4 protein-coding genes are annotated in these 3,865 nt (G+C 67.5%); 3 read left to right on the top strand and 1 reads right to left on the bottom strand.

Translation table 11 applies throughout. From position 1 onward, the window contains the following. Positions 1-125: 125 nt before the first annotated feature. Entirely contained in the window at positions 126-920 is a 795-nt protein-coding gene (locus V7067_RS14815) for an SDR family oxidoreductase (protein WP_334176677.1), read from the bottom strand. Positions 921-1,197: 277 nt separating this feature from the next. On the opposite strand from V7067_RS14815, the gene V7067_RS14810 reads away from it, so the two are divergent. The 3 genes from V7067_RS14810 to V7067_RS14800 form a co-directional block, all read left to right on the top strand. Continuing rightward, positions 1,198-1,938, top strand: a complete 741-nt coding sequence (locus V7067_RS14810) for a hypothetical protein (protein WP_334176676.1) — start codon at positions 1,198-1,200, stop codon at positions 1,936-1,938. A 120-nt stretch (positions 1,939-2,058) separates the two neighbouring features. Continuing rightward, on the top strand, positions 2,059-2,910 hold the full coding sequence (locus V7067_RS14805; RefSeq protein WP_334176675.1) for a hypothetical protein: 852 nt from the start codon (positions 2,059-2,061) through the stop codon (positions 2,908-2,910). A 248-nt stretch (positions 2,911-3,158) separates the two neighbouring features. Then, positions 3,159-3,865, top strand: a 707-nt coding sequence (locus V7067_RS14800; protein WP_334176674.1) for an outer membrane protein, incomplete at its 3' end; no start/stop codon positions are given.

The following is a 3,865-nucleotide window of genomic DNA, read 5'->3' as shown; positions in this document are numbered from 1 at the left end:
CCTGCAGGGCCGGGACACCCTGCAGGGCCGGGACGACCTGCTGGTCAGAGGTCGCCTGCGGGTCCGGCATCGCCTGCGGGGCCGGGGTGGGCGCGCCATCCTGTTCGGGCATGGTCAAGGCGGTCTTATTCCTCGATCCCGACCACGTCGGGGGTTTCCCAGGCCAGATGCTGGCCGCCGTCGAGGGCGATCATCTGGCCGGTCAGCGACGGGCTGTCGGCAAAGAAACGGATGGCGCGGCCGAACTCGGCCAGATCGGGGCCGTGGCCGAGCGGCAGTGCGGCGACCTGACGGGCAAAGCCCGCCGCGTCCTGACGCGGGCTCGGCAGCGTCGGCCCGGGGCCGATGCCGATCACCCGCACCTGCGGGGCCAGAGCCTGCGCCATGGTGCGGGTTGCCGACCACAGCGCCGCCTTGGCCACACTATAAGTAAAGTGCCGCGGGGTCGGCTTCCAGACGCGCTGATCGATCATGTTGACGATCAGGCCGCGGCCGTCCTGCGGCAGCCGGGCGGCAAAGGCCTGCGCCAGCATCAGCGGCGCCACCAGATTGACGCCGAGATGGCGGTTGAAGCCGGCGATATCCATGGTGGCGAAGTCGTCCTCATCGAACATCGCCGCGTTATTGACCAGAAGGCCGAGCGGCCCGAGCGCGGCTTCCGCCGCCGCCACGATGGACGGCGCGGCCGCGGGGTCGCCGGCATCGCCGCGCACGGCAACCGCCCGCCCGCCCGAATCGGTGATGGCGCGCGCCAGAGCCTCGGCCTCGGCAATCGATTCGCGCCCCTGCACCGCCACGGCCCAGCCATGGGCTGCCAGATCGGCGGCGATGGCACGACCGATGCGGCGGCCGCCGCCGGTCACCAGTGCGGTGCGTGCCGGCGTGCAGCCGGCGGCGTCGTTCCCGCTCCCAGACGTCATGGCTCCTCCTGCTGCCGCCGGCCGGCGGCGCCTGTCCTGTTTGCGGTCCGCCGGGCGGTCCGATTCGCTCATACCCCGAATCGGGCGGCCCGCACGAGGCCGCCCGCCGCCGCTCCACTGGCAATCGGGCGGGTGAAATGCGAAAAGGCCCTTCGCACGCCCGCCCGCCGGAGCGCCCGGAGGCGTGCCGCCGGCCGGCGGCACGAAGGCACGGCCCGGACACCGGCGCCGGAGAGGGCAGGGACAACCGCGCCTGCAAACCCGAGGATAACCGCGCATGCAAACCATTGTGTGCATGAAGTGGGGCACGCGCTACGGGCCCGATTATGTGAACCGGCTGTGGTCGATGATTCGGCGCAACACCCGCCGGCCGACCCGCCTTGTCTGCTTCACCGACGAGACCGACGGGATCGATCCGGCGGTGGAGTGCCAGCCGCAACTGCCCATCGAACTGCCGGAAAATCTGCGCTGGCTGCCCTGGCGCAAGATCGCGCTGTGGGACCGCACCCTGCCGGGCCTCGTGCCCGGGGAAACGGCGCTGTTCGTCGATCTCGATATCGTCATCACCGGCAATCTCGACGACTTCTTCACCTACCGCCCCGAGGCCGACTTCTGCGTCATCCGCAACTGGACGCAGGTGGAGAAGAATATCGGCAACACCACCTGCTTCCGCTTCCGCGTCGGCATGGCGCCGGAAATCTATGACGACATGGTCGCCGACCCGACCGGCATCTGGCAGCGCTATCGCAACGAGCAGCGCTATATTTCGGCCGTGACCCGCATTCCCATGACCTACTGGCCGGAGCACTGGTGCGCGAGTTTCAAGCACGGGCTGCTGCCGCCCTGGCCGCTGCGATTCTTCCGGGTGGCGCCGTTGCCGTCCGACACGCGGCTCGTCGCCTTCACCGGCAAGCCCGACCCGGACGAGGCCCGCGACGGCCGCTGGCCGGCGCCCTGGTACAAGAAGACCTACAAATATGTGCGGCCGACGCCCTGGATCGCCGAAAACTGGCGCTGAGCCCGGCGCGGGGCGCGCGGCAGGCCGCCCCGGTCACGATCTGATGAGACCCGCCCGGCTGCTGCCGCGGCAAGCCCTGGCGGGGCGTATGGCGCCCCCGCGCAGGCCGGAGGAATGGCCATGAGCGACGCGACGAGGCCCGCGGCAACGGCCGGCCGGCCGACCCTCGGATTCGGCATCCTGTCCTGGCACGGCTATGATTCTCTGCGCGCCACGCTGGAGAGCTATCGGGCCGCCGATCTCTTCAGCCTCGCCGACGAGGTGCTGCTGTTCCTGCCCGAAATCACCCCGCAGGGCCGCGAGATTGCGCGCGAGTTCGGGGTGCCGTTCGCGGGGTCCGAAAAGAATCTCGGGATTCTCGGGGGCTTCAAGGCGCTGGCGGGCAATCTGTCGTCCGAGCGCATCGTGCTGCTGGAAAACGACTACCGGCTGGTCGAGGACCACGCCACCGCGGCGCGGCAGCTCGCCGCGGCGGGGGCCGACATCGATGACGGCAGCGCCCATTTCGTGCGCCTGCGCCACCGCCGCAGGCCCGGACAGAACTGGCAGGGCCGCAAGGTGGCCGGTCTTTTCCCGCCCGACGAGGCTTCGGCGCTGGTGCATCTGCGGGCTCTGCTGCACCGCAAATTGCGGCCGGACAAGGCCTCCCGCCTGATCGGAACGACGCCGTATTTATTCGATGACGCCGACCGGCGATGGCCAGAGACGGTTTCGCGTTCGCCAAGGGGAACCTATTTGGTGTCCGGCGCTCATCTGCCATGGTCGAACTGTCCGACACTTGTGCCGCGCGCGTTCTACCTCAGCGAGATTGTCGCAGAGGCGGAGAAACGAGTAAAAGGACGTCTCGTTAACGGTTTCCCAACCATAGAAACCGAATTAAATTGCCCGTGGTGGCGGGAACACGGGTTTCGCATTGGCATTGCCGCAGATGGACTCTTCAGTCAGATCAGATTGAATGACCGCGGTTACTGAGAATTAACCGTCCTGTGTGCATGTTGCAGCATCGCAACAGCGATCGGGATCAGTAGGAACTAGGCACTTCGGCCGCAAAGTTGCCTTCCAAATGCCCAGATTGCCGACCCATAGTGACGATCAAGGACGCACCGCTGGCACTGACCTTCCTGATCTGGCCGCGATCGCGTTGCGAAACACCAGACGGCCCTGCGGGCGAACCCCCGGGCAGGGTGCCTACAGGGCTTTTGTATTTTAGGAGTATCATCATGAAGCGTCTTCTGCTGTCGTCCGTTGCCATCCTCGGCTTCGCCGGCGCCGCCATGGCTGCCGACCTTCCCGAGCCGACCCCGCCGGTCGAAGTGGCCCCGGCCCCGATTGCTCCGGTCTTCAACTGGACCGGTGCCTACCTCGGTGCCAACATCGGTGGCGTGTTCGGTGACGGCAAGATCAAGGGCGTGAACTGGGGCAGCCAGTACGGTGCCTCGACCTCGACCTCGGGCGTGATCGGCGGCCTCTATGCCGGTTACAACTACTCGATCACCCCGATGTTCCTGGTCGGTGCTGAAGCCGACATCTCGTTCTCGAACAACGAGGACAAGGGCACCGTCTACTCCACGTCGATCCCGTCGGGCCTGACCTACCGCCAGACCAACTCCTACGTCGGCACCGTGCGTGCCCGCGCCGGCATGACCTTCGACCGCTTCCTCGTGTACGCCACCGGCGGTCTCGCCTACGGCGACAACGAAGTCCGCGTGCGTGACAACGCCACGGGCATCGGCGCGAAGAAGGACGGCACCAACGTTGGCTGGACCGTCGGTGGCGGTGTCGAAGGCGGCATCACCCAGAACCTCATCGGCCGCGTCGAGTACCTGTACACCGACCTCGGCGACGTGAGCTTCGGCAACAGCTACGGTGCGCTCGGCACCTCGGCCAAGGCCGACCTGTCGAACAACATCGTTCGCGCCGGTCTCGC

The sequence above is a fragment of the Pseudoxanthobacter sp. genome (genome assembly GCF_036822375.1).
Lineage (GTDB): Bacteria > Pseudomonadota > Alphaproteobacteria > Rhizobiales > Segnochrobactraceae > Pseudoxanthobacter.
Note: the sequence above shows the minus strand (reverse complement) of the source record. Positions and strands in the feature narration are given on the sequence as shown.